The 24832-nt window shown below is 73.1% G+C and carries 27 protein-coding genes; 19 read left to right on the forward strand and 8 right to left on the reverse strand.

What is annotated here, in order from left to right; all coding sequences use genetic code 11:
* Positions 1 to 33: 33 nt before the first annotated feature.
* Positions 34 to 1764 carry a hypothetical protein gene (locus HT134_RS35105; RefSeq protein WP_175604776.1) on the reverse strand — a complete coding sequence of 577 codons (1731 nt, stop codon included), beginning with the start codon at positions 1762 to 1764 and terminating at the stop codon, positions 34 to 36.
* Positions 1765 to 1880: 116 nt separating this feature from the next.
* On the reverse strand, positions 1881 to 2597 hold the full coding sequence (locus HT134_RS35110) for an IclR family transcriptional regulator (protein ID WP_175604777.1): 717 nt from the start codon (positions 2595 to 2597) through the stop codon (positions 1881 to 1883).
* A gap of 113 nt (positions 2598 to 2710) precedes the next feature.
* Here HT134_RS35110 and leuC point away from each other — a divergent pair, with 113 nt between their 5' ends.
* The 4 genes from leuC to HT134_RS35130 all read left to right on the forward strand — a co-directional run bounded on the left by leuC (position 2711) and on the right by HT134_RS35130 (position 5381).
* On the forward strand, positions 2711 to 4096 hold the full coding sequence (leuC, locus tag HT134_RS35115; RefSeq protein ID WP_175604851.1) for a 3-isopropylmalate dehydratase large subunit: 1386 nt from the start codon (positions 2711 to 2713) through the stop codon (positions 4094 to 4096).
* Between the two features lie 67 nt (positions 4097 to 4163).
* A complete protein-coding gene (gene leuD, locus HT134_RS35120) occupies positions 4164 to 4751 on the forward strand; it encodes a 3-isopropylmalate dehydratase small subunit (protein WP_175604778.1) in 588 nt (195 codons plus the stop codon).
* Positions 4730 to 4981, forward strand: a complete 252-nt coding sequence (locus HT134_RS35125) for an SCO5555 family protein (protein ID WP_175592344.1) — start codon at positions 4730 to 4732, stop codon at positions 4979 to 4981. Before leuD ends, HT134_RS35125 begins: the two co-directional genes overlap by 22 nt.
* 100 nt (positions 4982 to 5081) lie before the next feature.
* Positions 5082 to 5381, forward strand: a complete 300-nt coding sequence (locus tag HT134_RS35130; protein ID WP_175592343.1) for an HU family DNA-binding protein — start codon at positions 5082 to 5084, stop codon at positions 5379 to 5381.
* A 105-nt stretch (positions 5382 to 5486) separates the two neighbouring features.
* Here HT134_RS35130 and HT134_RS35135 read toward each other — a convergent pair whose 3' ends face one another.
* Entirely contained in the window at positions 5487 to 5690 is a 204-nt protein-coding gene (locus tag HT134_RS35135; protein ID WP_175604779.1) for a hypothetical protein, read from the reverse strand.
* A gap of 57 nt (positions 5691 to 5747) precedes the next feature.
* Here HT134_RS35135 and HT134_RS35140 point away from each other — a divergent pair, with 57 nt between their 5' ends.
* Positions 5748 to 7007 (forward strand): MFS transporter, encoded by a 1260-nt coding sequence (locus HT134_RS35140; protein WP_175604780.1) that lies wholly within the window; start codon positions 5748 to 5750, stop codon positions 7005 to 7007.
* Here HT134_RS35140 and cofC read toward each other — a convergent pair.
* A complete protein-coding gene (gene cofC, locus HT134_RS35145; protein WP_175604781.1) occupies positions 6949 to 7581 on the reverse strand; it encodes a 2-phospho-L-lactate guanylyltransferase in 633 nt (210 codons plus the stop codon). The two genes, HT134_RS35140 and cofC, sit on opposite strands and share 59 nt — an antisense overlap.
* A gap of 82 nt (positions 7582 to 7663) precedes the next feature.
* Between cofC and HT134_RS35150 the strand changes: the two genes are divergently transcribed.
* The 3 genes from HT134_RS35150 (at position 7664) to HT134_RS35160 (ending at position 10554) form a co-directional block, all read left to right on the forward strand.
* Positions 7664 to 8374, forward strand: a complete 711-nt coding sequence (locus HT134_RS35150) for a lysophospholipid acyltransferase family protein (protein ID WP_175604782.1) — start codon at positions 7664 to 7666, stop codon at positions 8372 to 8374.
* Between the two features lie 5 nt (positions 8375 to 8379).
* Positions 8380 to 9390 (forward strand): NAD(P)H-dependent glycerol-3-phosphate dehydrogenase, encoded by a 1011-nt coding sequence (locus HT134_RS35155; protein WP_217708727.1) that lies wholly within the window; start codon positions 8380 to 8382, stop codon positions 9388 to 9390.
* Positions 9391 to 9456: 66 nt separating this feature from the next.
* Entirely contained in the window at positions 9457 to 10554 is a 1098-nt protein-coding gene (locus HT134_RS35160) for a D-alanine--D-alanine ligase family protein (RefSeq protein ID WP_175604784.1), read from the forward strand.
* 47 nt (positions 10555 to 10601) lie between these two features.
* Here the strand turns inward: HT134_RS35160 and HT134_RS35165 are convergent, their stop codons facing one another.
* Together HT134_RS35165 and HT134_RS35170 are read right to left on the reverse strand one after the other, a co-directional pair.
* Complete coding sequence (locus HT134_RS35165) at positions 10602 to 11027, reverse strand: DUF3515 domain-containing protein (protein ID WP_175604785.1); 426 nt, start codon at positions 11025 to 11027, stop codon at positions 10602 to 10604.
* A gap of 30 nt (positions 11028 to 11057) precedes the next feature.
* A complete protein-coding gene (locus HT134_RS35170; RefSeq protein WP_175592335.1) occupies positions 11058 to 11291 on the reverse strand; it encodes an Lrp/AsnC family transcriptional regulator in 234 nt (77 codons plus the stop codon).
* A 68-nt stretch (positions 11292 to 11359) separates the two neighbouring features.
* Between HT134_RS35170 and HT134_RS35175 the strand changes: the two genes are divergently transcribed.
* From HT134_RS35175 to thiD, 3 genes are all read left to right on the forward strand, one after another.
* Positions 11360 to 12313: a thiamine-phosphate kinase gene (locus HT134_RS35175; protein ID WP_312888676.1), complete on the forward strand. Its 954-nt coding sequence runs from the start codon at positions 11360 to 11362 to the stop codon at positions 12311 to 12313.
* 126 nt (positions 12314 to 12439) lie between these two features.
* Positions 12440 to 14335, forward strand: a complete 1896-nt coding sequence (locus HT134_RS35180) for a hypothetical protein (protein ID WP_175604787.1) — start codon at positions 12440 to 12442, stop codon at positions 14333 to 14335.
* Positions 14336 to 14394: 59 nt separating this feature from the next.
* A complete protein-coding gene (thiD, locus tag HT134_RS35185; protein WP_175604788.1) occupies positions 14395 to 15189 on the forward strand; it encodes a bifunctional hydroxymethylpyrimidine kinase/phosphomethylpyrimidine kinase in 795 nt (264 codons plus the stop codon).
* A gap of 191 nt (positions 15190 to 15380) precedes the next feature.
* On the opposite strand, the gene rpmB is transcribed toward thiD, so the two are convergent.
* Complete coding sequence (gene rpmB / locus HT134_RS35190; RefSeq protein WP_175604789.1) at positions 15381 to 15566, reverse strand: 50S ribosomal protein L28; 186 nt, start codon at positions 15564 to 15566, stop codon at positions 15381 to 15383.
* A 200-nt stretch (positions 15567 to 15766) separates the two neighbouring features.
* On the opposite strand from rpmB, the gene HT134_RS35195 reads away from it, so the two are divergent.
* The 8 genes from HT134_RS35195 (at position 15767) to mutM (ending at position 23699) form a co-directional block, all read left to right on the forward strand.
* Positions 15767 to 17311, forward strand: coding sequence for a fatty acid kinase ATP-binding subunit FakA (locus tag HT134_RS35195; protein ID WP_175604790.1), 1545 nt, complete (start codon positions 15767 to 15769; stop codon positions 17309 to 17311).
* Between the two features lie 65 nt (positions 17312 to 17376).
* Positions 17377 to 19575 carry an ATP-dependent DNA helicase RecG gene (recG, locus tag HT134_RS35200; protein ID WP_175604791.1) on the forward strand — a complete coding sequence of 733 codons (2199 nt, stop codon included), beginning with the start codon at positions 17377 to 17379 and terminating at the stop codon, positions 19573 to 19575.
* A 400-nt stretch (positions 19576 to 19975) separates the two neighbouring features.
* Positions 19976 to 20584 (forward strand): 16S rRNA (guanine(966)-N(2))-methyltransferase RsmD, encoded by a 609-nt coding sequence (rsmD, locus tag HT134_RS35205; protein WP_175604792.1) that lies wholly within the window; start codon positions 19976 to 19978, stop codon positions 20582 to 20584.
* 26 nt (positions 20585 to 20610) lie between these two features.
* Positions 20611 to 21087 carry a pantetheine-phosphate adenylyltransferase gene (gene coaD / locus HT134_RS35210; protein WP_175604793.1) on the forward strand — a complete coding sequence of 159 codons (477 nt, stop codon included), beginning with the start codon at positions 20611 to 20613 and terminating at the stop codon, positions 21085 to 21087.
* A gap of 71 nt (positions 21088 to 21158) precedes the next feature.
* The gene (locus tag HT134_RS35215) at positions 21159 to 21710 is read left to right on the forward strand and encodes a YceD family protein (protein WP_175604794.1); all 552 of its coding nucleotides are present in this window, start codon (positions 21159 to 21161) and stop codon (positions 21708 to 21710) included.
* A 1-nt stretch (position 21711) separates the two neighbouring features.
* Positions 21712 to 21891, forward strand: a complete 180-nt coding sequence (gene rpmF / locus HT134_RS35220) for a 50S ribosomal protein L32 (protein ID WP_033409409.1) — start codon at positions 21712 to 21714, stop codon at positions 21889 to 21891.
* A 211-nt stretch (positions 21892 to 22102) separates the two neighbouring features.
* Positions 22103 to 22822 carry a ribonuclease III gene (gene rnc, locus HT134_RS35225; protein WP_175592588.1) on the forward strand — a complete coding sequence of 240 codons (720 nt, stop codon included), beginning with the start codon at positions 22103 to 22105 and terminating at the stop codon, positions 22820 to 22822.
* A gap of 1 nt (position 22823) precedes the next feature.
* A complete protein-coding gene (gene mutM, locus HT134_RS35230; RefSeq protein WP_175604795.1) occupies positions 22824 to 23699 on the forward strand; it encodes a bifunctional DNA-formamidopyrimidine glycosylase/DNA-(apurinic or apyrimidinic site) lyase in 876 nt (291 codons plus the stop codon).
* On the opposite strand, the gene HT134_RS35235 is transcribed toward mutM, so the two are convergent.
* Positions 23617 to 24798, reverse strand: coding sequence for an MFS transporter (locus HT134_RS35235; protein WP_217708729.1), 1182 nt, complete (start codon positions 24796 to 24798; stop codon positions 23617 to 23619). The genes mutM and HT134_RS35235 overlap by 83 nt on opposite strands.
* Between the last annotated feature and the right edge of the window lie 34 nt (positions 24799 to 24832).

Raw genomic sequence — 24832 nt, forward strand, 5'->3', positions numbered from 1 at the left:
GCGGTCCCGGGGCACGACGGCTCCAGCCGGCGGCTACTGGTGCGAGCGGGCCTTGAACAGCGCCCGGCGGGCCGCCTTGGCGACCTGCTTGTCCGGGTGCACCTGGGAGATCAGGTCCAGCAGCTCCTCCACGTGAGCGTGCGGGATCTTCCAGATCACCTCCAGGAGGTTGTTGAGCAGGTCCGGGCCGATGTCACGCAGGCTGCTGACGAACTCCGAGCGGCCCAGCCCGGCGGAGATCGTCCACATGTCCAGGATCAGCCAGTGGGTGTCGTCCTGGGTCGGCTCGGGCGCCCCCTCGACCCCGAGCTGGCTCAGGTGCGTGGCCGCGTACGGGCGCAGCGACGGCTGCTTCAGCGCCGCCTGCCAGGCCGGTACGGCATCCTCGCCGAGCGTGCCCACCACGCTGGCGGCCTGGACGCGGATGAGCGCGTCGCTCTCGTCCTCGGCCGCCGCCTCCAGCAGTTCCTCGGCCGCCCGGCCCGGCTCGCGCAGCCGCATCCAGGCGGCGAACTCGGCGTCGGCCTCCTCCTCGGGCAGCTCGGCGCTGAGCGCGAGCAGTTCGTGGGCGCTCATCGACTCGATGGCGGGCCGCGCGTCGATCTCGATGTCGGCGTCGTCCACGAGGTGGATGACGCCCTCGGTGCCGAGCGCCGTCAGGCTGAGCGTCCCGCCGGCCCCCCGCGACTCGTCCAGGGCGACCATGCCGTAGCCGGTGAGCCACTCGACGGCCGGGGCCAGCGGGTCGCCGGCGGCCTCCCACGCGTCGGAGCCGAGCTCGTCGAGCTCGGCGGCGGCCTCGGCCAGCTCCTGGCGCAGGCCGTCGAGCTCACGCGAGCCGCCGGCCAGCAGCAGCCGCACCAGCACGCCACGGGTGAGCCCCGCGAGCGCCATGGTCAGATCGTCGTCGGGCAGCTCGGGGTCGCCGTAGTCGATCGAGTGGAGGCCGAGCATCCAGGCGTCGAGCACGTCCTCGTCGTCGTCGAACGGCCACTCGGATGTGTCGTCCTGCACGGCCACCGTGTTGCCCTCGCCCGGCTCCAGGAACTCCAGGTCGACGGCGAGGTTCCAGACGTTCCAGAGCTGGGGCACGGCCTCGGCGAGGGAGCCCTCGGTCTCCGGCCTCGGCAGGCCGACGGCGGCCAGCGCCTCCTCGACCTCGGCGTCGGACAGCAGGGTGTCCTCGCCGACGCGGCGGCCGGAGCCGACCCACACGGCCAGGTCGCGGGCCTTGGCGATCAGCGGCACCTCGCGGGCGGCGGCGGCCAGCTCGGCGTCCGGCCGCAGCCGGATCGTGGGCAGGTCGGCGAGCTCGTCCGCGAACGGCTCGAAGTCGCCCAGATCGCCGGTCTCCTCCTCGTCCTCGTCCTCACCCTCGGCGTCCTCGAGGAGCTCCTCCATCAGCTCGACGAACTCGTCCTCGACGTCGTCGAGCTCCTCCCGCAGGCCCTCCAGGGAGTCGGAGTCCTCGGTCAGCCTCCCGGTCTGGGAGAGGAACGTGAGGTACGCGTCCACGGCCGGCAGCATGCCGTCGGCGGCGGAGTCGGGGTCCTCCACGACCTTCGGCATGCGGTCCAGGAGCAGGTTGCGCAGGTCGGCGCGCTTCCACGTGCCGAGGTCGCTGGAGAAGGCGAGACGGTGCCACAGGGCGGCGGGCCCGACGAGCTCGGGGTCGCTGTCGGGCGCGTTGACCCGCGCCCACATGATGAACTCTTCGAGCAGGGGTCGCAGCTCAGTGGCGGCTACCTCGATGCGATCTGTCACCCACTCAGGCTAGTGCGCCGACGGTGCACTCGGCCCCCCAAATCCGCGCTTTTGCCGATCATGACGTGCGGTCCCTCATGATCATGACATCGGCCGGGCCGTGGCGCGCATCCCGATCATGACGTGCGGCGCATCGATTCGGTGATCCGCTCGGCGGCGGCCATCACCGGTACGGCGTGCAGGCGTCCGGGCGCCCGCGTGAGCCGCTCGATGGGGCCCGACACCGACACCGCGGCGATGACCTTGCCGCCGCTGCCCCGGATGGGCGCCGACACGCTCGCCACGCCCTGCTCCCGCTCGCCCACGCTGTGGGCCCAGCCGCGGCGGCGCACCGACGCGAGGGTCGCGGCGGTGAACTTGGCGCCGCGCAACCCGCGGTGCAGCCGGTCGGGCTCCTCCCAGGCCAGCAGGATCTGCGCCGCCGAGCCCGCCGTCATGGGCAGCGCCGATCCCACCGGTACGGTGTCGCGCAGGCCGCTGGCGCGTTCGGCCGCGGCCACGCACACGCGCTCGTCACCCTGGCGGCGGTAGAGCTGCGCGCTCTCGCCCGTCAGGTCGCGCAACTGCATCAGCACCGGCGCGGCCACCGCGAGCAGCCGGTCCTCGCCGGCGGCCGTGGACAACTCCGAGAGCCGCGGACCCAGGACGAACCTGCCTTGTGTGTCACGGCTCACAATGCGGTGGTGTTCGAGGGCGACCGCGAGCCGATGCGCGGTGGGGCGGGCCAATCCGGTGGCCTGAACGAGCTGGGCCAGCGAGGCCGGGCCGGCTTCGAGGGCGTTGAGCACCAGAACGGCCTTGTCGAGTACTCCGACTCCGCTAGAGTTGTCCATAGGCCGATACTGCCGTCTCGACATATGAGAAAGCAAGTCGGAGGCAAAGCCACACGCGAAGGTCCGGCCGGACCACTGCGATGGAGCAGTCGCGGAACGAGCAGGAGGAGATCATGGGCCGCACACTGGCGGAGAAGGTCTGGGAGCAGCACGTCGTGCGCCGCGTCGACGGTGAGCCCGACCTGCTCTACATCGACCTGCACCTCATCCACGAGGTGACCAGTCCGCAGGCGTTCGACGGGCTCCGGCTCGCCGGCCGCAAGGTGCGCAGGCCCGACCTCACCATCGCGACCGAGGACCACAACGTCCCGACCGTGCTCGGCCCCATCGCCGACCCGGTCTCCAAGACCCAGGTCGAGACGCTGCGCAAGAACGCCGCGGAGTTCGGCATCCGGCTGCACCCGATGGGCGACGCCGGCCAGGGCGTGGTGCACATCATCGGCCCGCAGTTCGGCCTGACCCAGCCGGGCATGACCATCGTCTGCGGCGACTCCCACACCTCCACGCACGGCGCGTTCGGCGGCATCGCCTTCGGCATCGGCACCTCCGAGGTCGAGCACGTGCTGGCCACGCAGACCCTGCCCGCCTACCGGCCGAAGACCATGGCCATCGAGGTCTCGGGCGAGCTGCCCGTGGGCGTCACCGCCAAGGACCTGATCCTGGCCATCATCGCCAAGATCGGCACCGGCGGCGGCCAGGGCTACATCGTCGAGTACCGCGGCGAGGCCGTCCGCAAGCTCTCCATGGAGGGCCGGATGACGGTGTGCAACATGTCGATCGAGGCCGGCGCCCGGGCCGGCCTGATCGCCCCGGACGAGACCACGTTCGCCTACCTCAAGGGCCGCCCGCACGCGCCGTCGGGCGAGCTGTGGGACCAGGCGGTCGAGTACTGGAAGTCGCTGCGCACCGACGACGACGCCGTCTTCGACAAGGTCGTCGAGATCGACGCCTCCACGCTCACCCCGTACGTCACCTGGGGCACCAACCCTGGCCAGGGCCTGCCGCTGGGCGCGTCGGTGCCCGACCCGGCGAGCTTCGCCGACCCGATCGAGCGCTCCGCCGCCGAGCGCGCCCTGGAGTACATGGGCCTGAGCGCCGGCACCCCGCTGCGCGACGTCGAGGTCGACACCGTCTTCGTCGGCTCCTGCACCAACGGCCGCATCGAGGACCTCCGCTCGGCCGCCGAGATCCTGCGCGGCCGGCAGGTGAAGACCCGCACGCTCATCGTGCCCGGCTCGATGCTGGTCAAGCTGCAGGCCGAGCAGGAGGGGCTGCACGAGGTGTTCAAGGCCGCCGGCGCCGAGTGGCGCGAGGCCGGCTGCTCCATGTGCCTCGGCATGAACCCCGACACGCTCCAGCCGGGCGAGCGCAGCGCCTCCACCTCCAACCGCAACTTCGAGGGCCGCCAGGGCAAGGGTGGCCGCACCCACCTGGTCTCGCCGCAGGTCGCCGCCGCGACCGCCGTCACCGGCCGCCTCACGGCCCCCGCCGACCTCTAGCGCGCTCCCGGTGAGGCGGCCGGGCCGCCCCACCCGACGTGCTTCCCGACTTCTAGGAGATCCCGACATGGATGCCTTCATCACCCACACCGGTACGGCGGTGCCGCTGCGCCGCAGCAACGTCGACACCGACCAGATCATCCCGGCCGTCTGGCTCAAGCAGGTCAGCCGCACCGGCTTCGAGAAAGGCCTGTTCTCCGCCTGGCGCGAGGACCCCGGCTTCGTCCTCAACGACCCGGCCTACCAGGGCGCCTCGATCCTCGTCTCCGGACCCGACTTCGGCACCGGCTCCTCGCGCGAGCACGCCGTCTGGGCGCTGCAGCAGTACGGCTTCCGCGTGGTGATCGCCGCCCGGTTCGGCGACATCTTCCGCAACAACTCCACCAAGATGGGCCTGCTGCCGGTCGTCCTGCCGGGCGAGAAGGTCGAGGCGCTGCAGGCCGCCGTCGAGGCCGACCCGTCGCTGCCGGTGACGGTCGACCTGGAGGGCCGCGAGGTCCGGTGGGCGGACGAGGCCGTCGGCTTCGAGATCGACGACTACACCCGCTGGCGGCTCATGGAGGGCCTCGACGACATCGGCCTGACTTTGCGGCACGCCGACGACGTCGCGGCGTACGAGAATGAGCGGCAGCCATGGCTGCCGACGACCGTCTAGACGACGACGAGCTGGCGCGGCGGCTGCGCGAGGCGCACCGCCGCGTCAGCGCCGTGCTCACCGGGCTTCCCGCCGACGAGAAAGAGCGGCTGGCTCGGCGATATCTGACGATCTGCGACCTCGCCAAGCGCGATCCGGCACGGGCTGCGGCCCGTCTGGATCTTCTCCTGGCCTCTCTGGACGGCGATCTCGACACGCCACGCGCACCCGAAAGCACGCCGGGTGATTGAGTTCGCCCGCAATCCGGCCTAGTTTCGGGAGAGTAAGGGGTTTCTACGTCGAACTTCGTTAGCTGGAACCCCGAGCCGTAACGGGGGGAGCACAACTTACATGAACAAGCGAGAGCTCGTCGACGCCATCGTAGAGCGCGTCGGCGACCGGAAGACGGCGACCGAAGCGGTCAACGCGATCATCGATGTCGTCCAGAAGGCCGTGGCCGGTGGCGACAAGGTCTCGATCACCGGTTTCGGTGCGTTCGAGATGGTCCACAAGCCGGCCCGCTCGGCCAGGAACCCGTCGACCGGCGCGGAGATCAAGGTCGCGGAGAGCTGGGGGCCGAAGTTCCGGCCAGGGTCGGACTTCAAGGAGCTGGTGAACGCCGGCGGCAAGAAGGCCGCGAAGAAGAAGTAACGACGTCGCACCCGCCCGGTCCCCGTCCTGGGGGCCGGGCGCTTCGCGTTTCCGGGGACCCCGCGTCCGGGGGATGTCGCCGCTTCCCGGGGGCTCGGCGGCGGATCACTCCGGCACGGGGAACGTGGACAGCGTCACGTAGCTGATCTCCCCGTCCGTCATCACCAGCCGCACCCGCTGCCCCGAGCGCAGCAGCAGCAGCGGGCCCGCGTCGAAGGCGTGGGCGCCGAAGGGCAGCACGGTCCCGTCGTCGAGGAAGACCGTGCCGGAGCGGGTGACCTCGTCGAAGGTGCGCACCGTGGCCTGCACGCGCACCAGCCTAATCCGTTTGCCATCGGGGAGCGGAACACCCGAGTATCGCTACTTATGCGCTCGAACCCCGACTTCTGGCGTTTCGTCTGGGCGAACGGCGTGACCCAGATGGGCACGCAGGTCACCACCGTCGCGCTGCCCCTGGCCGCCGTCCTCGCGCTGGACGCGGGAGCGCTGCAGCTCGGCCTGCTCTCCGCCGCCCAGATGCTCGCCTTCCTGCTCGTGGGGCTCCCCGCGGGCGTCTGGGTGGACCGGGTCCGCCGGCTGCCCGTCCTCGTCTGGTCCGACCTGGTACGAGGGCTGGCGCTCGTCACGGTGCCGCTCGCGGCGTGGGCGGGCGTGCTGACCGTGCCGCACCTCTACGCCGTGGCGCTGATCCTGGGGTTCGGCACCGTGTTCTTCGACGTGGCCCACATGAGCGTGCTGCCCGCCGTCGTGCCCGCGGACCGGCTCGAACGCGGCAACAGCGCCCTGGAGGTCACCCGCAACGTCTCCCTGCTCGCCGGGCCCGGCCTGGGCGGCTGGCTGGTCAACCTGCTCACCGCGCCCGTCGCCCTGCTCGCCGACTCCGTCAGCTACCTCGCCTCCGCGCTGCTGCTGTCCCGCGTACGGGCCGAGGAACGCCCCACGGAGGCCGTGCAGCGGCCGTCACGGCGCGAGCGGCGGCTGCGGCGGGAGATGGCCGAGGGCCTGGCCTTCGTCGTCAGGGAGCCGGTGCTGCGCCGCGTCGCCGTCGTCGGGGCGCTGGCCATGGCGGCCAACAGCGTCTGCGCGGTCGGCTTCCCGCTCTACCTGGTCAAGGAGCTGGGCGTCGGCCCCGGCGCGTACGGCCTGCTGCTGTCGGGCGCCGCCTGCGGCGCGCTGGCCGGCGCGACGCTCGTGCCCCGGCTGACCGCCCGCTTCGGCACGGGCGCCACCCTGTACGGTTCGGCGGCGCTGGCCTCGGTGCTCTACCTGCCCGCGCTGGCCACCGGCCCCGGCTGGCGCCTGGCGTTCCTGCCCGCGGCCGGGGCGCTGTTCGGCGCGGCCAGCTCGGTGTTCGGCGTCGCCCAGCTCAGCCACCGCCAGCGCGTCACCCCCGCGCACCTCCTGGGCCGCGTCAACGCCGCCATGCGCTTCCTCATGTGGGGCGCCTTCCCCCTGGGCGGGTTGCTCGGCGGCGCGCTCGGGGAGCGGACGGGCGGCTACGCGGTCTTCGCCGTGGGCGTCGCCGCGCTCGGGCTCGCCCACCTGGCGGTCGTCACCGCGCCCCGCATCAGGACGGCCACAGCTCCGCCACCACCGCAGCGGTATGCCGACCGAGACCCAGCCTGACGGCGGCGCGCAGGTCGTCGGGGGTGTCGACGTCGCGACGGACCGAGTCGATGCCGTCCAGGCACAGCTCCTTGGCCCCGACCGCCAGGTGCTTGGCGCGCGACTCTCCGCCGAAGCGGGGGGTGAACGGCATCCCCGGCCGTACCCCGTAGAACGTGGTGCCCACGTCGAGCGCGTCGGGCACGAACGCCTGGTCGAACTCCGCCGCCGCGGCCAGCGCCACGGCCAGCTCGGCGGGCCGCAGCGCGGGCAGGTCGGCCTGCAGGGCCCCCACGGGGTCGCCGGGAGCCAGCCGTACGGCGTGGGCCGCGCCCGTGCGCAGCGCGGTGTTGAGCCCGCGGTCGGGGTCGTGCACCACGTCCGCTCCCAGCGCGGCGAGCGGCACGGCGGCGCAGGGGTCGGCGGTCACGACGACCACCCGCGCCACGGCCGGGCACTCCAGCGCCGCCGACACCGTGTCGCAGGCCACGGCGACGGCCAGCCGCGTGCGGTGCGGGCCGGCCGCGGCGGCCATCCGGGTCTTCGCGGCGACCAGTGTCTTCACCGGGATGACCAGTGACCAGCGGTTGCTCATAGGGTTAAGCATCGCGCCTCGACATCCCGCGCGGCCAACCGGGAGACTTGGGGCGCACACCACGTTCGGGTTGGAGGAGAGCATGAGGCGCCTCACGCGGCCATCGCGTTTCTGGGAGTCCCTGGCCGTGGTGATCGTGAAGCCACTGTCGCGGCTCCTGGTCAGCCGTGACTGGCGCCACGGGGAGCGGATCCCCCGCGAGGGCGGGGTGATCATCGCCGCCAACCACCTGTCGTGGACCGACCCCGTGCTGCTGTCGCACTTCCTGTACGACCAGGGGCGCTGGCCGGTCATCCTGGCCAAGGCGGCCCTGTTCCGGGTGCCGCTGCTCGGCCACGCCGTGCGCTCGCTGTGCGCGATCCCCGTCGAGCGGGCCAGCAGCGAGGCCGCCCGTTCGCTGAGCGTGTCGGCGCAGCGGCTGCGCGACGGCGGGGCGATCCTGTTCTACCCCGAGGGCACCTGCACGCGTGACCCCGACCTGTGGCCGATGGTCGGCAAGACCGGCGCCGCCCGGCTGGCCCTGGAGAGCGGCGCCCCCGTGATCCCGGTCGCCCACTGGGGCGCGCATGAGCTGCTGCCGTACGGGGAGAAGAAGCCCAGGCTCTTCCCGCGCAAGACCTTCCGGGTGTCGGTGGGGCCGCCGGTGGACCTGTCCAGGTACGCCGGTCAGCCGCCGCAGGGGCAGGTGCTGCGCCAGGCGACGGCCGACATCATGGCGGCGATCACCGCGCAGCTCGCCGAGCTGCGCGGCGAGAAGGCACCCGAGACTCCCTACGACCCGGCCGGGCGGTGACGACGATGACGAAGGCGGCGGTGTTCGGCACCGGTTCGTGGGGCACCACGTTCGCGATGATCCTGGCCGAGGCCGGCAACGAGACCACGCTGTGGGGGCGCCGGCCGGAGCTGGTCGCGGCGATCGACAGCACCCACACCAACCTCGACTACCTGCCCGGCGTGGCGCTGCCCACCTCGCTGCGGGCGACGACCGACCCGGCCGAGGCGCTGGACGGCGCCGACTTCGTGGTGCTGGCCGTGCCGTCGCAGTCGCTGCGGGCCAACCTGGCGGTCTGGCGCGAGCACATCCCGCCGGACGCGATCCTGGTCAGCCTGATGAAGGGCATCGAGCTCGGCACCACCAAGCGGATGAGCGAGGTCATCCGCGAGGTCGCGGGCGCGGCCGAGGACCGCGTCGCGGTCGTCTCCGGCCCCAACCTGGCCAAGGAGATCGCCCAGCGCCAGCCCGCGGCGACCGTCGTGGCCTGCGCCGACGAGGCCGTGGCCGCGCGGCTGCAGAAGGCCTGCCACCTGCCGCCGTGGTTCCGCCCGTACACCAACCACGACGTGGTGGGCGTGGAGCTGGGCGGCGCGGTCAAGAACGTCATCGCCCTGGCCGTCGGCGTCGCCGCGGGCATGGGCATGGGCGACAACGTGGGCGCCATGCTCATGACCAGGGGCCTGGCCGAGATCTCCCGCCTGGGGGCGGCGCTCGGGGCCGACCCGCACACGTTCGCCGGGCTGGCCGGCATGGGCGACCTCGTGGCGACCTGCACCTCGCCGCTGTCGCGCAACCGCACCTTCGGCGAGCGCCTGGGCCGCGGCATGACGCTGGAGGAGGTCGTCGCGGCCACCCGGCAGACCGCCGAGGGCGTCAAGTCGTGCGAGTCGGTGCTGGAGCTGGCCAGGAAGCACGACGTCGAGATGCCGATCACCGAGGTCGTCGTGGGCGTCGTCCACGACGGCATGTCGCCCAGCGAGGCGGGCATGCTGCTGATGTCCCGCTCACCCAAGCCCGAGCGGTACGGTGTCTGACCATTGCGGACATCACCGGCGTGCTTGGCTCGCTGTAGTGGGGACACGCCGGTAGATTCGGACGTCATGAGCAAGCCACGCGTCGCCGTCGTTTTCGGGGGTCGCAATTCCGAGCACGCCGTCTCCCTGATGGGGGCGGGCAGCGTGCTGGAGGCGATCGACAAGGACAAGTACGAGGTGATCCCCATCGGGATCGCCCAGGACGGCAGGTGGGTGCTCGCCGCGGCCGGCCAGCGGTTCGCCATCGAGGAGGGTGAGCTGCCCAGCGTCGACACCTCCGGCGCCGCGCTGGCGCTGCCGCCCGGCCAGGGCTCGATCGTCGCCTACGACCCGGGCAGCATCCCGGTCGAGCTGGGCACGGTGGACGTGGTGTTCCCGGTGATGCACGGGCCGTTCGCCGAGGACGGCACCATCCAGGGGCTGCTGGAGATGGCCGGCGTGCGCTACGTCGGCTCCGGGGTGCTGGCCAGCGCCGTCGGCATGGACAAGGCGTACATGAAGACCGTCATGGCGGCGGCCGGGCTGCCGATCGAGCGTTACCTGGTGGTGCGCGACCGCGACTGGCGGCTCGACCGGGAGCGGGTGCTGAAGGAGGCCGAGGAGCAGCTCGGCTGGCCCGTGTTCGTCAAGCCGGCCCGGGCCGGCTCCTCCCAGGGCATCTCCAAGGCCCACGACCGGGCGACGCTCGCCGAGGCGGTCGAGGAGGCCCGGCGGCACGACCCCAAGGTGCTGGTCGAGGCGGCGGTGACCGGGCGCGAGGTCGAGTGCGCGGTGCTCGAGTCGCTCGGCGACGAGCCGCCGCGGGCGTCGCGGCCCGGCGAGGTGAAGGTCGAGGGCGGCCAGGAGTTCTTCGACTTCGAGGCCAAGTACTACCCCGACCAGATGTCGCTGACCGTGCCCGCCGACCTGCCGGGCGAGGTGGCGGAGGAACTGCGGGCGATGGCCGTGCGGGCGTTCGAGGCGCTGGAGTGCGAAGGGCTCGCGCGGGTCGACTTCTTCTACACGCCCGACGGGCGCATCGTCTTCAACGAGATCAACACGATGCCCGGGTTCACGTCGCTGTCGGTGGCGCCGCAGCTGTGGGCCGCGTCGGGGATGAGCTACCCGGAGCTGGTGGACCATCTGGTGCAGCTCGCCCTGGACCGGCCGGCCGGGCTGCGCTGACCGGGGGACTGCTCGGACGCGACCTGACTGATCGGGCCCGCACGGTACTACTTGGGCGTGACCTGGCTGATCGGGCCCGAGAGGTCGGCGAGCACCTGGGGCGCCACGTGCGTCCCGGCGATCGTCGCCTCCACGTACAGCGGGGCCGCGACGGCGGTGTAGAGCGTGGGCTTGTCGGGGTCGGCGAACCAGCCGACCCCGTCGATCTCCTGGAGCTGGTCGGTCGGCGCCATCCGGGCCGGCCGCGGCACGCCGCACCGCAGCGCGATCTCCCCGTCGCCCCAGACGGCCACGTAGGGCGACTCGGGCACGGACGTGCCGCGTCCGGCGCCGTCCAGCGTGCGGGGCAGCAGCCCGGACAGCCGCTGACAGGCCGTGGCCGCCTCGCCCCGCGGGGTGGGCGGCTCGACCTGGACGGCGCCGCACGCGGCGAGCGCGAGCAACAGCAGCATCGAGAGGGCGGCGGCACGCATGGACGGCGAGTTCTCCCGGAAAGATCTACCTCAGATGTGCACGATCGGGCATGTCAGGGTCCGAGTGATCCCCTCGACGCCCTGGATCTGGGCCACGACGAGTTTGCCCAGTTCGTCGACGTTCCGTGCCTCGGCCCGCACGATCACATCGTACGGTCCCGTCACGTCCTCGGCCTGCGTGACTCCGGGGATGCCGGAGATCTCCGCGGCCACGCTCGCCGCCTTGCCGACTTCGGTCTGAATAAGGATGTAGGCCTGCACCATTACGTCCTCCCGGGCGATTGGATCACGCCGAAGGGCCACCGTACCCTGTGTGGGTCAGGAGGTGTGTCATCAGAGTCGGAGATCTCGGCGAATTCGGAGCGGTAAGTCGTATTTCCGGACGTCTGCCGCAAGGAGCCAGTGTTCTGCTCGGACCGGGCGACGATGCCGCCATGGTGAGTGCGCCGGACGGGCGCGTCGTGGTGTCAACGGACCTCTTGCTTGAGGGTAGGCACTTTCGCCGCGATTGGTCCAGCGGCTACGACGTCGGCCGCAAGGCCGCGGCGCAGAACCTCGCCGACATCGCCGCCATGGGCGCCGTTCCGACCTCTCTGGTGGTCGGGCTGGGCATCCCGGCGGATCTGCCGGTCGACTGGCTCGACGCGCTGACCGACGGGTTCCGCGACGAGTGCGCGGTCGTGGGGGCGAGCGTGGTCGGGGGCGACATCGCGCGCAGCGACCTGGTCGTGCTCGGCGTGACGGCGCTGGGCGACCTGGGCGGACGGCCTCCCGTGACCCGGTCGGGGGCGCGTCCCGGCCAGGTGGTGGCCGTGGCGGGGCGGCTGGGGCACGCCGCGGCGGGCCTGGCCCTGCTGGAGGCCGGCCGGGAGGTCCCGCGTGACGCGGGGGCGCTGTTCGAGGCGGTGGAGGCGCACCGGCGGCCGTGCCCGCCGTACGCGTGCGGGCCGGAGGCGGCGCGGCTGGGCGCCACCGCGATGCTCGACGTCAGCGACGGGCTCCTGCAGGACCTGGGGCATCTCGCGCGGGCCGGCGGGGTGCGGGTGGAGCTGGACCCGGACGCCTTCACGGTGGGGGAGCCGGTGGCCGCCGCCGCCAAGGAGCTCGGGGCCGATCCCGTCGACTGGGTGCTCACGGGCGGTGAGGACCACGCGCTCGCGGCCGTGTTCCCCGCCGGGGTGGCGCTGGGGGACGCGTGGCAGGTCGTGGGGGCCGTCGTGGAGGGTGAGGGCGTCGCCGTACGGGGCCGTGACGTGGGGCGCGGCGGCTGGGATCACTTTCAGTAACGAGATGTCCCGATTTGCAGGAAAATTTCCCACTATGAGATGTGACTCACGGGAATGCTGGGACAAAGTCGTAGCGAAGGTGTTATGAAGATTGGCGGCCATCGTAACCGGCAAGAAAGGGCTGCCATGGGCCGCCACACAGGTGGAGCCGACGACGCGAGCGAACGGGGGAACGGCACGTCCGACGACTCTCACGACGAGGACTTCGGGCTCGCCGACCGCGCCGCGCAGTGGGCCGCCGCGCCGGATCCGACCACCAAGAGCTCCTTCTGGGACACCGATGACGAGCCGGCCGAGCGGGCCGAGCGGGCCGAGCCGCCCGGCTGGCCGGAGCTGCCGGACCAGGCCGGAGTGACGGGCCAGTGGGCGCCGATGCCCCAGCGGGACCCCGGCGCCGCCGTCCGTCCGCCGGAGAAGGACCCGTTCGAGACCACCGGCGCCTTCCAGCCGCCGCCCTCACGGTCCCGCGCCGGCTCCGGGCCGGCCGCCGACCAGCCGTTCGAGACGACCGGCGCCTTCGCGCGCCCCGCCCACTGGGACGAGCCCGGGCAGGGCGGCGAGGTCGGCGACAGCACCCAGACCTTCGGCATGCCGGGGGACTTCGGCGGCGACGGTCCCTCGGGGCCGCGGACGTCGGGCGGCGACGGGCCGTCCGGCACGCGCGTCTTCAGCGGCAGGAGCGCGCCCATCCGACGCGCGTTCGAGGACGGCAGGCCCTCCTCGACCCCCGGCTTCGTGGGCGACGACCCGTTCGGCGGCGACCGGTCGTCCGGCCCGCGGGGCTTCGGCGACGACGGGCCCTCGGGACCCCACGCCTTCGGCTCGGCCGAGACCCACGTGTTCGGCGAGCGGCCGCAGGCGTCCGGACCGGCTGAGAGCCAGGCCTTCGGCGACGGGCCGCAGGGGCGCGGCGCCGACGCCACGCAGATGTTCGGCCAGGACCCGCTCTCCGAGCAGACCCGCGCCCAGTCCCCGCCGGCCGGGCCGCCCGAGCCGGGCGACATCAAGGTGTTCGGCAGCCCGACCATGGTCGACGCCCAGGCTCCGGCGTGGTCGGAGGGCGCCGACAACGGCTTCCTGGGCTCCGGCTGGTCGGGCGACGAGCCCGGCGGCGACCGGGACGGCGGGCGTGACGGCGACCCGGAGCCGCGCCGCCGCGGGCGCCGCAAGTCCTCCTCCGACGACGCCGACCCGTACGCCGAACCGCCGGCCAGGAACCGGGGCCGTCTCGCGCTGCTCTCGGTGGCCGCCGTCGCCGTCGTGCTCGGCGGCACCGTGGCGGGCGTGAAGCTGATGAGCGGATCGTCGCAGCCGTCCGGCTGCCCCGCCGACGGCTGCGCCGCCGTACAGGCGACGAACCAGCCGGGCCCGCAGGGCTCGCAGCCCGCCGAGGAGGAGAGCGAGGAGCCGGCGGAGGACGAGACCGAGGAGCCGTCGCCGACGGACGAGCCCACGGCCGACAAGACGCAGCCCGCCGGCACGCCGGGCCCGCAGACCACGACGAGCGTCCGCACGCCGCGCCGGTCCGCCACGCCCGAGGCGAAGCCGACCAGGACCAAGAAGGCGGTCAAGCCCACGCAGGAGCCGCTGCCGACTCCCACCGAGGAGACCGCGCTGGAGACCCCGTCCGAGGAGCCCAGCACGATCACGGTCACCGACCCCGCCGACAACGCGACGGGCAACCCCGTCCCCACCGCCACCGAGACGGCGGGGCCCAGCGGCGGCTCGGTGAGCGTCGGCTTCGACGTGGTCCGCCAGCGGCTCACCGGCTACACCGCCCACCTGGACGTGGTCAACTCCTCGCCGCAGGCGCTCAAGTCGCTCACCGTGTCGGTGCCGGTGAAGGGCCGGGTGCTGAACCTGACGGGCGCCGAGTACACGCAGGACGGCGATCTGCTGATCATCGACCTGCCGGACACGCTGGCGGAGGGCGGCTCGACCGCGATCACCTTCACCGCGACCGGCCGCGCCGCCGAGCCGGAGAACTGCGGTCTCGTGGGCGGCGACTGCGCCGTCAGCTAGCGCCTCCCGGGCGGGCGCCCGCCACGGCGCCCGCCCGCGCGCGATGGTTGGATGGGGGCATGACCGCTACGACCCCTCCGCGCGTGCTGACCGTCGCCGGATCCGACTCCGGCGGCGGGGCGGGCATCCAGGCCGACCTGAAGACCATGCTGGCCCTGGGCGTCCACGGCATGAGTGTGATCGCCGCCGTGACGGCGCAGAACTCCCTCGGCGTCCAGGGTTACTGGGAGCTGCCCGCCGAGGCCGTGCGCGCCCAGCTCGACTCCGTGCTCGGCGACATCGGCGCGCAGGCGGTCAAGACGGGCATGCTCGCCTCGCCCGAGCTGGTCGAGACCGTGGCCGCGAGGCTCGGCGCGTACGAGGCGCCGGTCGTGGTCGATCCCGTGGGCGTCTCCAAGCACGGCGATTCCCTGCTCGCGCCCGAGGCCGTGGACACGATGCGCACCCGGCTGCTGCCCGTCGCCACCGTCGTCACCCCCAACCTGTGGGAGGTCGAGCAGCTCACCTCGGTCAAGGTCGAGGACGAGGACGACCTGCGGCGGGCCGCCGACGCGATCCTGGAGCTGGGGCCCGCCTGGGTACTGGTCAAGGGCGGCCACCTGCCGGGCGAGCCGGTGGACCTGCTGACCGACGGCACGCGTGAGTACCGCTTCACCGCCGAGCGGCTCGACAACCGCCACACCCACGGCACCGGCTGCACGCTCGCCTCGGCGATCGCCTCCCACCTGGCGATGGGCGAGGACGTGCCGGGCGCGGTGGGCAAGGCCAAGGAGTACGTCACGGGCGCGATCCGGCGCGGCTTCCCCCTGGGCGCGGGCATCGGCCCCGTGGACCACGCCTGGCAGTGGCGCTGACCGGCCTCAGCACGCGATACGACGCCTGCCCGGGCATGACGCGCGAGGCCCGGGCGAGAGGCGGGGCCTGGTATTGACGCGCGAGGCCCGGGCGGAGGCGGGGTAGGACGCGCGAGGCCCGGGCGCGGGGCCGGGCATGACGAAAGCCCGCCGCTCGGCCGGGAGCGGCGGGCTTGTCGCGAGACTCGAAGCTAGCGGGAGACCTTGCCCGCCTTGATGCACGAGGTGCACACGTTCAGCTTCTTCGGCGTGCCGCCGACGACCGCGCGAACCGTCTGGATGTTGGGGTTCCAACGACGACGGGTGCGGCGGTGCGAGTGGGACACGTTGTTGCCGAAGATCGGGCCCTTGCGGCAGACATCGCAGACGGAAGCCACGGTATCGCTCCTTAAAACAGTCGATGTAGCCCTGTCCGCTGATGCTTGTCGGGCGGAGGGCATGCCGGGACAACCGGCCAGCCAGACGAGGATATCCGATCCGCACCACCAGGTGCGAACTCGCGCCACTGGACGAGGACGGATGCGGCGATATCCTCCTTCTTTAACCGTAGCGCACTCGAGAGGGCGGAGCGTCGCGTATGGAGGTTCTCGACCCGCCCCGAGTACGCCGCTGGGCCCGTCTGGCCGCGGACGCGCTGGGCAGGTCGCGGGCGGAGATCGACGCGCTCAACGTCTTCCCCGTCGCCGACGGCGACACCGGCACGAACCTCCACCTCACCATGCTGGCCGCCGCCGAGGCCGTCGAGGCGCTCCCCGACGACGTGGACCGAGCGGTCGTCTGGCAGACGCTCTCGTACGGGGCGCTCGTCGGCGCGCGCGGCAACTCCGGCGTCATCGTCAGCCAGGCCCTGCGCGGCCTGGCCGAGGTGCTGAAGGACGGCTCCGACCTGCGCGCCGGCCTGGCCAGGGCCGCCTCGCTGGCCCGGGACGCGGTCGCGCGGCCCGTGGAGGGCACGGTGCTGAGCGTGCTCGCCGCCGCGGCGGGGGCCGTGCGGGAGGCGGACGGAGACCTGGCCGACATCGCGCGGCGGGCGGCCCGCGAGGCCCGCGCCGCGCTCCGCCGCACCCCCGAGCAGCTCGACGTGCTGGCCCGCAGCGGCGTCGTGGACGCGGGCGGCGCCGGACTGGTGATCATCCTGGAGTCGCTGGCGACCGCGGTGACCGGCGACTCCGGCGAGCGTTACGAGGTCCCCGCGCCGACGTCGCGCGTCTCGCCGATGACCGAGGTGGGCGCGGGGTACGAGGTGATGTACCTGCTGGACGCCGACGACGCCGCCGTGGCCAAGCTGCGCGAGGAGCTCGACGCCATGGGCGACTCGCTCGTGGTCGTCGGTGGCGACGGCCTGTGGAACGTCCACGTCCACGTGGACGAGGCGGGCCCGGCGGTGGAGGCGGCGCTGCGGGTCGGGCGGCCGTACCGGATCAAGATCACCTATCTCGCCGGGCGGACCCACCGCGGCGACGCGGGCCGGGGCGTGGTGGCCGTCGCCGCGGGCGACGGCATCGCGGCGCTGTTCGAGGAGTGCGGCGCGGTGGTGGTACGGCGGGAGCCGGGCACGCGCCCGTCGCTGCCGGCCATGCTGGCCGCGATCAGGCAGGCGGGCGGCGAGGTCGCCGTGCTGCCGAACGACGAGGGCGCCGAGGCGGTCGCCACCGCCGCCGCGGAGATCGCCAGGGAGGACGGCGTCGTGGTCAGCGTGCTGCCGACCCGGGCGACCGTGCAGGGGCTGGCGGCGCTGGCCGTCCACGACCCGCTGCGCCGCTTCGACGACGACGTCGTGGCCATGACCGGGGCGGCCGGGCACACCCGCCACGGCCACCTGGTGGTCGCCCGCAGGGAGGGCGTCACGAGCGTGGGCGTGTGCCGGCCGGGCGACGTGCTGGGGCTGATCGACGGCGACGTGGCGGTGATCGGCCGCGAGCTGGGGGAGGTGGCCGTCGCGGTCGTGGACCGGATGGTGGCGGGCGGCGGCGAGATGGTCACGCTCGTGACGGGCGCGGACGCGCCCGGAGGGTTGGCGGAGGAGGTGGGCGGGCACCTGCGCGCCACCCGGCCGGACGTGGACCTGGTCGTGTACGCCGGGGAGCAGGGCGGCTACCCGCTCCTCATCGGCGTGGAGTGACCCGGCGGCGACTCCAGGGCCGTGGCGTGCGTTCCTGTCGGTCTCAGGCGGTAGAACATAGTGCCGTGAGCCGATTCGACGAGCCCCTGACCAAGGCGCTCGACCCGAAGACCGCCAAGCTGCTGCACACCGTGCTCGGCCTGGAGACGGTCGGCGACCTGCTGCGCCATTACCCTCGCCGCTACGCCGAGCGCGGCGAGCTGACCGCGCTCGACGCGCTGGAGGTCGACGAGCACGTCACCGTGGTCGGCGAGGTGAGCCGGCTCATGCGCAAGCCCATGCGCAACCGCGGCGGCACCTGGCTGGAGGTCGAGGTCGTCGACGCCGACCGCAACAAGATCTACCTGTCGTTCTTCGGCAAGGGCTCCCACGTCGCCGAGTCCCGGCTCAAGCCGGGCAGGCGGGGCATGTTCGCCGGCAAGGTCGGCCTGTTCGGCTCGCGGACGCATCCGCGCTGGCAGCTCACGCACCCCGAGTTCGAGCTGTTCGAGGAGAACGAGGCCGGCGCCGAGGAGTTCTCCGCCGCGCCGGTGCCGATCTATCCCGCGGGCAAGGACCTGACCCCGTGGGTGATCAGGCGAGCGATCGGCGTCGTGCTCGACACGCTGGGGCCGCTGGCCGACCCGCTGCCCGCCGGCCTGCGCGCCCGCCACGGCCTGCGCGACCTGGACGAGGCGCTGGAGGCCATCCACCGGCCGAAGGACTTCGGCGACGTGCAGCGGGCCCGCGACCGGCTCAAGTTCGACGAGGCGTTCGTGCTCCAGGCCGTGCTGCTCCAGCGCAGGCAGGCGGCGACCGCCTGGCCCGCCAAGGCGCGCCCGCGCCGCGACGACGGCCTCCTGCGCGACTTCGACGCGCGGCTGCCGTTCGCGCTCACCGAGGGGCAGGCCGCGGTCGGCGAGGAGATCGCCGCCGACCTGGCCCGCGAGCACCCCATGCACCGGCTGCTGCAGGGCGAGGTCGGCGCGGGCAAGACCGTGGTCGCCCTGCGCGCCATGCTCCAGGTGGTCGACGCGGGCGGCCAGGCCGTCCTGCTCGCGCCCACCGAGGTGCTCGCCCAGCAGCACCACCGCTCGATCACCGCGATGCTGGGCGACCTCGCTCAGGGCGGCATGTTCGGCGGCACGACGGTCACGCTGCTCACCGGCTCCATGGGGGCCGCCGCCCGCCGCGCGGCGCTGCTCGACGCGGCCTCGGGCACGGCCGGCGTCGTCGTGGGCACCCACGCCCTGCTCCAGGAGCACGTCCAGTTCGCCGACCTCGGGCTGGTGGTGGTCGACGAGCAGCACCGCTTCGGCGTCGAGCAGCGCGACGCGCTGCGCGAGAAGGCGGGCGGCGGGCGGCCGCACGTGCTGGTCATGACCGCCACCCCGATCCCGCGCACGGTCGCCATGACGGTCTTCGGCGACCTGGAGGTCTCCACGCTGTCGCAGCTGCCGTCCGGGCGCGCCCCCATCACCACCCACGTGGTGCCCGCCGCCGAGAAGCCCCACTACCTGGAACGCACGTGGGAGCGGGTACGCGAGGAGGTCGCCCTGGGCCGGCAGGCGTACATCGTGTGCCCGCGCATCGGCGATCTGGAGGGCGACGAGGGCGACCTGGAGGCCGGGGCCGACCGGCCCGGCGAGGGGGCGTCGGGGGAGGAGCGGCGGCCGCCGCTGGCCGTCCTCGACGTCGCGCAGCTCCTGTCCGAGGGGCCGTTCCACGACCTGCGGCTGGGGATCCTGCACGGCAAGCTGCCGCCGGAGGAGAAGGACGCGGTCATGCGGGCGTTCAGCCGGGGAGAGCTGGACGTGCTGGTGGCGACGACGGTGATCGAGGTCGGCGTCGACGTGCCCAACTCCTCCGTCATGATCATCATGGACGCCGACCGGTTCGGGGTCTCGCAGCTCCACCAGCTCCGCGGCCGGGTCGGCCGGGGCGGGCTGCCGGGGCTGTGCCTGCTGGTGTCCGAGTTCCCGGAGGGCACGCCCGCGCGGGCGCGGCTCGACGCGGTGGCCGCCACCCTCGACGGGTTCGAGCTGTCGCGGGTCGACCTGGAGCAGCGGCGGGAGGGCGACGTGCTCGGCGCCGCGCAGTCGGGGCGGCGCTCGTCGCTCAAGCTGCTCCAGCTCCTGCGCGACGAGGACGTGATCGAGGCCGCCCGCGAGGAGGCGGCGCGGCTGCTGGCCGACGACCCGGAGCTGGCCGGGCACGAGGCCCTGCGCGCGGAGATCGACCGGCTGCTGGCCGACGAACGCGCGGAGTACCTGGAGAAGACGTAGACGACCGGACGTCCCCGGGGCGGCCGCCTGCGCGCTCGGCGCGGCGCGTGGCTCGCGGATGCGGAGGCGAGTGAGGCCGCCAACGGCCGGGGCCGTGAACGGCCGGGGGCCGCCGACGGCCGGTGGCCGTGAGCGGCCGGGAAGAGGTGTTGGGCCCAGCTACGGGGACGGCCTCCCCCCGAATGCCGTCCCCGGCTGGGCCCACCCCTCGGGTCAGGTGCCGAGGGAACCGGCGTGCGGAAGGGCTCACGACCACGCCGGTCGGCCTTCTACTGGGTCACCTCGAAGGCCGCAGCACCCATCATGCGTGGCCGGTAGGGGCATGTGAATCACCCTTGCGTTCTCGAGGCCGACACTTGTCCACTCTTGACCTGCGCCGACGTGCGCGAGAATGGCTCACATGACTCGGATCATCGCGGGGAGCGCGGGCGGGCGACGGCTGGCGGTCCCGCCGGGGCGCGGCACGAGACCGACCAGCGACAGAGCTCGCGAAGGCATCCTCTTGACGCTCGACTCCCTGCACGGCGTGCGGGGCTCCCGGGTGCTGGACCTGTACGCCGGGTCGGGGGCCGTCGGGCTGGAGGCGCTGTCGCGGGGAGCCGAGCGCGCGGTGCTCGTCGAGTCCGACCCCAAGGCCGTCCGGGTGATCAGGACGAACGTGCGGGAGCTGGGCCTCGCCGGCGCGCACGTCGTGGCGGACAAGGTCGAGCGGTTCCTGAGCCGGCCGGCCGAGGACACCGGGGGCAAGGGTGGCCAACCTCACACCGGGGGGCCCGAGCCGTACGACATCGTGTTCGCCGACCCGCCGTACGCGGTGCCCGACGAGGAGGTCGCGCGGGTCCTGGAGCTGCTGCGCGATCAGGGATGGCTGGCCGAGGGCGCGCTGGTGGCGTTCGAGAGGGAGACCCGGGGAAAAGCGGTGGTATGGCCGGATGGTTACGTTGAGGAGAGGGTTCGCCGTTATGGCGAAGCGTCCGTTTGGTACGGTCGCGCCGCCGGTAATCCGTAGACCTGCCCCATGACCAGGGAGGCGTCTTGCGCCGCGTTGTCTGCCCGGGGTCCTTCGACCCCATCACCAACGGCCACCTCGACATCATCGCCCGGTCCGCCCGGCTGTACGACGAGGTGACCGTGGCCGTGCTCATCAACCTGGAGAAGAGCAGTCTCTTCACGGTCGACGAGCGGATCGAGATCCTGCAGGCCGTGACCAAGGACTTCCCGAACGTCAAGGTGCGGAAGTTCCACGGCCTGCTCGTCGACTTCTGCAAGCAGAACGACATCCCCGCCATCGTCAAGGGCATCCGCGTGGTCAGCGACTTCGACTACGAGCTGCAGATGGCCCAGCTCAACTACCGGCTGTCCGGCGTCGAGACGCTGTTCATGCCGACCAATCCCGAGTACTCGTTCCTGTCGTCGAGCCGGGTCAAGGAGATCGCGCGGTACGGTGGGGACGTGTCCGGGCTGGTCCCCGACCTGGTCCACAAGCTGCTCGTCGAGCGGCTCAGGGGCTGACCGCCACCTGGTATCCTTTCATTTCGGCCTTGTACGACGGCGACAGTTCCGCCATGCCTAGCGAGAGCAGGATGACTCAGCACCTCGACCCCCGCTCGCCTTGGGTGATCTCGACCCACGACCTGGGAAAGCGGCCGGGAACGATGCGGCAGATGAGCCTCACTCTCCCGGCTTCGGCGGATCTCGGCGTCGACATGATCGGTGTCCCCAAGGACGCCGAGGTCGAGCTGGACCTCCGGCTCGAAGCAGTGATGGAAGGCGTGCTCGTGTCGGGCACGGCGCAGGCCCCGCTGACCGGGGAGTGCGCGCGGTGCCTCGACCCGCTGTCCTCGGACATCGAGGTCGATCTGCAGGAGCTGTTCTTCTACTCCGACGAGGACGCCTCCGAGGACGACTCGCTGCTCGACGGGGAGCTGCTCGATCTCGAGCCGACGTTCCGCGACGCGGTGGTGCTCGCACTGCCGTTGAGCCCGGTCTGCCGTGACGACTGCCCGGGGCTCTGCACGGAGTGCGGGATCAAGCTGGCCGAGGCCGGCGCCGATCACCGGCACGAGAAGATCGACGCTCGCTGGGCGTCGTTGCAAGGTCTGGTTTCCGAGAACGATAACGATCAGGAGAAGTGACGTGGCCGTCCCGAAGCGAAAGATGTCGCGGAGCAACACCCGCGCCCGTCGCTCCCAGTGGAAGACGACTGCTGTCGCCCTGGTGAGCTGCCCGCAGTGCCGTTCGCCCAAGCAGCCGCACATCGCGTGCCCCACCTGCGGCACCTACAACCGTCGTCAGGTCATCGAGCCGTCCGCCTGATCTCGCAGTTGACGTGATGCCGACCGGGTGCCATTGTGCCCCGGTCGGCGTGAACGTCTCAGTCGCGTGCGGCGGCGGCTCGCCCGCGGTCGTGGTGGACGCCGGGGCTCTGTACCCCCCGACGCCCACCACGTTTTCGGGCATCCTCCGCAGCCGTCGCGCCAGGTGAAGGTGTCCGAGGAGGAAACCCGTGGGCGCAGGTCCCAAGCCGGTGGCCGTGGAGGTCGCCAGAGCAGAGCTGGAGCGAGTGCTGTCGATCAGCCTCGATCCCGACATTCTCGAGCGGGCGCTGACGCACCGCTCCTACGCGTACGAGAACGGCGGCCTGCCCACCAACGAGCGCCTGGAGTTCCTCGGCGACTCGGTGCTGGGCCTGGTGGTCACCGACACGCTCTACCGCAACCACCCCGACCTGCCCGAGGGTCAGCTCGCCAAGCTGCGGGCCGCGGTGGTCAACATGCGCGCCCTGGCCGACGTGGCGCGCGGGCTCGGCCTCGGCCGGTTCCTGCGGCTCGGCAGGGGCGAGGAGGGCACCGGCGGGCGTGACAAGTCGTCGATCCTGGCCGACACCCTGGAGGCGCTGATCGGCGCCGTCTACGTCGACAAGGGCCTGGACGAGGCGTTCCGCGTGGTCCACCTGCTCTTCGACCCGCTGATCGTGCGCTCGGCCTCGCTCGGCGCCGGGCTGGACTGGAAGACCTCCCTGCAGGAGCTCACCGCCTCCGAGGCGCTCGGCGTGCCCGAGTACCACGTCGAGGAGAGCGGGCCCGACCACGCCAAGTCGTTCACCGCCGAGGTGCGCGTGGGCGGCGAGTCCTACGGCTCGGGCAACGGGCGCAGCAAGAAGGAGGCCGAGCAGCAGGCGGCCGAGGCGGCCTGGACCCGCATCCGGGCCCGCCGCGAGCAGCGCGAGAGCCAGCCGGCGGGCTAGGGTGCCTGAGCTGCCGGAGGTCGAGGTCGTCCGGCGCGGCCTCGCGCAGTGGGTGGCCGGGCGGGAGATCGCCGCGGTCGAGGTGCTGCACCCCCGAGCGGTGCGCCGGCACGTGCCGGGCGCGGAGGAGTTCGCCGGGCGGCTGAAGGGCCGCGTGCTGCTGTCCGCCGAGCGGCGCGGCAAGTACCTGTGGCTGCCGCTGTCGGGGGCCGAGGAGGCGCTCATGGCCCATCTGGGCATGAGCGGGCAGCTCCTCGTCGTGGATCCGGACTCCCCGCTGGAGAAGCACCTGCGAGTACGGTTCGCCTTCGCCGACGGCGGTCCCGAGCTGCGCTTCGTCGACCAGCGCACCTTCGGCCACGTCATGCTGACGCCGATGGAGGGCGGCGTGCCCGCGCCGATCTCGCACATCGCCCCCGACCCGTTCGAGGAGGCGTTCGACGACGACCGGTTCGCCGCCGCCCTGCGCCGCAGGCGCACCGAGGTCAAGCGGGCCCTGCTCGACCAGACCCTGATCAGCGGCGTCGGCAACATCTACGCCGACGAGGCGCTGTGGCTGGCCCGGCTGCACTGGGCGCACCCCACGCAGTCGCTCACCCGGCCGAAGATCGCCGAGCTGCTCGCCGGGGTGCGCGAGGTCATGGCGGCCGCCCTGCGCCAGGGGGGCACGTCGTTCGACAGCCTGTACGTCAACGTCAACGGCGAGAGCGGCTACTTCGAGCGCTCCCTGGAGGCGTACGGCCGCCGCGACCTGCCCTGCTCGCGCTGCGGCAGCGCCATCGTCCGCGACGCGTTCATGAACCGTTCGTCGTTCTCCTGCCCGAGATGCCAGCGACGGCCGCGGCGGCCAGCGACAGCCCCGCGCCGAGCCACATGACGGCCGGGACCGACGCCCCGTCCACCACCCGCCCGCCGGCGAACGCGCCGAGCGAGATGGCCGCGTTGAACACCGCGGTCAGCATGGCCATGCCCGCCTCCCCGCCGCCGGCCCGGACGACCCACATCTGCAGGGTCACCGACACGCCCCCGTAGGCCACGCCCCAGAGCACCAGCAGAGCCGTCGCCGGGCCGATCGAGCCCGGCGTGGCGGCGAGGAGCGCGGTCGCGACCCCGATGAGCAGGGCCAGCGTCACGAGGACGCCCCTGGGACGCCGGGCCGCCCGCGCCCCGGCCGCGAAGTTGCCCGCCACACCGGCCACGCCGTACCCGAGCAGGACGGCGCTCACGGCCGCGGCGCCGGCGCCCGCCGCCTGCTCCAGGAACGGCCGGACGTAGGTGTAGGCCGCGAAGTGGCCGGTCACCACGAGGGCGGTCACGACGAGCACCACCCTGAGCGGGCCCGCGCGCCACACCCGCCACAGGTCCGACAGGCGCGCGGCCCGCTCGGCGGGCAGAGCCGGCAGCAGCCGGGCCAGCGCGACGCACAGCGCGACGGAGAGCAGCGCGACGGCCGCGAACGCAGCACGCCAGCCCGCGACCGAGGCGACGAACGTCCCGGCCGGCACGCCCAGCACGGACGCCACCGCGATGCCCGACGCGATCGTCGCCGCGGCCCGGCCGACCAGCGGCTCCGGCGCCAGCCGCGGCGCCAGGCCCACCGCGAACGCCCAGAACCCGCCGATGCTGACCCCCGTCAGCACCCGCGCCGCCAGCATCACCGGGTAGACCGGCGCCAGGGCGGCCAGCAGGTTGGCGACGGCGAGCAGCGCCATCAGCCCGCACAGCACCACCCGGCGGTCCAGGCGCCGCGCGGCCAGCGTGATCAGCGGCGCGGAGACGGCGGCGACGAGGCCGGGGGCGGTCATCATCAGGCCGGCCGTGCCGTCGGAGACGCCCAGGTCGGCGCCGATCGGGGTCAGCAGGCCGACGGGCAGCATCTCGCTGGTGACAATGGTGAAGGTGCCCGCCGCGACGGCGGCCACGGCGAGGGGGCGCGCCGTCGTCACGGGCGCGGCATCGGAGACGGTAGGGGTCATGACCCCAGCCTTCGGCTGTGGCGCCGGGGGAACA

It is taken from the genome of Nonomuraea rhodomycinica (assembly GCF_013363995.1).
In the GTDB taxonomy this organism is placed as follows: domain Bacteria; phylum Actinomycetota; class Actinomycetes; order Streptosporangiales; family Streptosporangiaceae; genus Nonomuraea; species Nonomuraea rhodomycinica.